At 67.9% G+C, this 2,942-nt stretch carries 2 protein-coding genes and 1 pseudogene; 2 read left to right on the forward strand and 1 reads right to left on the reverse strand.

All coding sequences use genetic code 11. From position 1 onward, the window contains the following. Together BG61_RS38040 and motB are read left to right on the forward strand one after the other, a co-directional pair. Positions 1–319 (forward strand): annotated as a pseudogene (locus tag BG61_RS38040) (flagellar motor stator protein MotA); the annotation flags it as partial. 24 nt (positions 320–343) lie between these two features. After that, a complete protein-coding gene (gene motB, locus BG61_RS38045; RefSeq protein ID WP_035931561.1) occupies positions 344–1,309 on the forward strand; it encodes a flagellar motor protein MotB in 966 nt (321 codons plus the stop codon). A 48-nt stretch (positions 1,310–1,357) separates the two neighbouring features. On the opposite strand, the gene BG61_RS38050 is transcribed toward motB, so the two are convergent. Further along, positions 1,358–2,689 (reverse strand): Nramp family divalent metal transporter, encoded by a 1,332-nt coding sequence (locus tag BG61_RS38050; protein ID WP_035931568.1) that lies wholly within the window; start codon positions 2,687–2,689, stop codon positions 1,358–1,360. Positions 2,690–2,942: the final 253 nt, after the last annotated feature.

The following is a 2,942-nucleotide window of genomic DNA, read 5'->3' on the forward strand; positions in this document are numbered from 1 at the left end:
GGTGCACACGATGGGCTCGGTCGGCGCCGCGCCCGCCGTGCTCGGCGGAATGATCGCGGGCGCGCTCGTGGGCACGTTCCTCGGCATCCTGCTCGCGTACGGCTTCATCGGGCCGCTCGCCGATCTGCTCAACGCAAAGGGCCAGGCCGAAGCGAAGCCGTACCAGTGCGTGAAATCGGTGCTGCTCGCCTCGATGAACGGCTACGCGCCGACGCTCGCCGTCGAATTCGGCCGCAAGGTGCTCTTCACCGCGGATCGCCCGAGCTTCAAGGAACTCGACGACGCCGTGCGCGCCACCAAGATGCCGAGGTCGGCATGATCCCGGGCGCGACGAGGTTCGGACATGGCTGAGAAGCCTTCGCGCGATCCGCTGCAATCGGTGCTGGCGCCGACCGTCGTCGTGCGCCGCAAGAAGCGAGGTGGCGGCCACGGCGGCCATCACGGCGGCGCCTGGAAGATCGCCTACGCCGACTTCGTGACGGCGATGATGGCCTTCTTCCTGTTGATGTGGCTGCTCGGCTCGACCTCGAAATACGACAAGGAAGGCATCGAGGACTACTTCAACACGCCGCTCTCCGCGGTATTCGGCGGCAAGGACGGCAGCGGCGCCTCACGCTCGAGCGTCATCGAGGGCGGCGGGCGCGACCTGTCCAGCTCGCGGCCGGGCGAAGCGACCAGGAGCCAGCCACACTCCGTGCCGCCGTCGGTCGCGCGCGCCGCCATCGCGGCCGAAGACAGCCAGCGCCTGCAGCAGCTGAAGCAGAAGCTCACCGCGCTCATCGAGAACACGCCGGCGCTGCGCGCGTTCAGGGACCAGATCCGCATCGCGATCACGAGCGAGGGGCTGCGCATCGAGATCGTCGATTCTCTCAAGCGGCCGATGTTCGCCTCCGGCAGCTCGCGCCTCGAAGGCTACGTGACGACGATCCTCACGCAGATCGGCGGGCCGCTCAACGACGTCGACAATCGCGTCTCGATTGCCGGGCACACCGACGCCGTGCCGTATTCCGGCGGCCAGTCCGGCTATTCGAACTGGGAGCTCTCGGGGGAACGCGCCAACGCGGCGCGGCGCGCCCTGGTTGCGGGCGGAATGAACGAGAGGAAGGTGCTTCAGGTGCGCGGACTCGCGGACGTGCTGCCGCTCAACAAGGACGTCGCCGACGAGCCGACCAACCGGCGCATCAGCATCCTCGTGCTCAACAAGGCGGGCGAGCAGGCGTTCTTCCGCGACGGCGGCCGCACCGCGGTCGACGACAGCACGGCCGCCGGGGGTATCGTGCCGGTGGGCGCGGCGGGGCGCTCCTCTTAGCGGCTGTAATGGCTGTAGCGGCTGTAGCGGCATCCGGCGCGAGCCGGTTCAGTCCGCGACCAGCCCCACCGTCTGCACGACGAGCCACAGGTTCGCCGCGCTGATCACGCCGAAGAGCGTCCACGCGACCACCTTCGTGTACACGCGGTTGGCGAACTCGCCCATCAGCTTGCGGTCGCTCGTCATGCGGATGAGCGGGTACAGCGCGAACGGCAGTTGCAGGCTCAGCACCACCTGGCTTGCCACCAGCAGCTTGCCCACCGCGCCGTTGCCGAGCATGCCGACCCCGATCAGCGCCGGAATCAGCGCGAGCGCGCGCGTGATGAAGCGCCGCTGATAGCACGGGATCTTCAGCCGCAGGAAGCCCTCCATGATCACCTGCCCCGCGATCGTGCCGGTGAACGTCGAACTCTGCCCGGACGCGAGCAGCGTCACCGCGAACAGGACCGCGGCGAGCCCCGTGCCGACGATCGGCGCGAGCAGCTTGTACGCGTCCTCGATTTCCGTGACCTGCGTGTGCCCCGTGGCGTGGAAGGCGGACGCCGCCAGAATCAGGATCGCCGCATTGATCAGGAGCGCGAGGAACAGCGAGGCGATCGTGTCGACGCGCGAGAGCCGGATCGCCGAAAGCAGGCTCGCCGGCGTGCGCGCGACCACGCGCGTCTGCACGATCGACGAATGCAGATACAGGTTGTGCGGCATCACGGTCGCGCCGAGAATGCCGATCGCGAGATAGAGCGGCTCGCGCTCGCTGACCGCCTGCCAGGTCGGCACGAGGCCCTGCATGACGGCCGGCCAGTGCGGCTTCACCAGCGCCAGCTCGACGACGTAGCCAAGGCCGATCGTCGCGATCAGGCCGAGCATGATCGCTTCGAGATCGCGGAAATTCTTGCCCTTGAGGCCGAGCACGATCAGCGTGTCGAACGCGGTGAAAATGACGCCCCACATCAGCGAGCAGCCGAACAGCAGGTGGAACGCGAGCGCGCCGCCCAGCACCTCGGCGAGATCGCACGCGATGATCGATATCTCCGCGAGCGCCCACTGCACGCGCGCCACCGGCTTCGAATAGCGTTCGCGCGACAGTTGCGCGAGGTCGCGCCCCGTGACGATGCCAAGCCGCATGGAGAGGCATTGCAGCGCCATCGCGGCGAGGCTCGACAGCACCACGACGAACAGCAGGTTGTAGCCGTAGCGCGAGCCCGCCTCGATATCGGTCGCCCAGTTCCCGGGGTCCATGTAGCCGATCGACACGAGCAGCCCCGGCCCCGCGAACTGAAGTATCTTCTTCCAGAACGACGCGCCGGCCGGAATATCGACGGAGCCCTTGACCTCGGACGGACAGAACGGCGCGGTGGCGGTGGTCGGCAGCTTGAACGGCAATTGGATAGTCCCTGGGGTGGTCCCGTCTCGGGCCGGTGGCGGTGGCGATGATGACAATGCGCCTGCGGGGGCGTTACACGTCCAGCATTATCGTCAAAAACCGCCAGGAGGGGCTCGACCGCGCGCAACGCCCTGCGCCCCGGGGACGCCGGGTCCGGCCGGCGGCGCAAACGCAAAAAGCCCGCCGGTCATGCGGCGAGCCTCCAAGCTGAATCGGGAAGTAAATAACGGTAGCGGCAGGCGGGTCGTCCAC

The organism is Caballeronia glathei (assembly GCF_000698595.1).
Taxonomy (GTDB): Bacteria; Pseudomonadota; Gammaproteobacteria; order Burkholderiales; family Burkholderiaceae; genus Caballeronia; species Caballeronia glathei.

What these genes read in the sequence shown, in the direction of transcription:
- motB (WP_035931561.1), top strand. Translation starts at nt 344, where the DNA reads ATGGCTGAGAAGCCTTCGCGCGATCCGCTGCAATCGGTGCTGGCGCCG.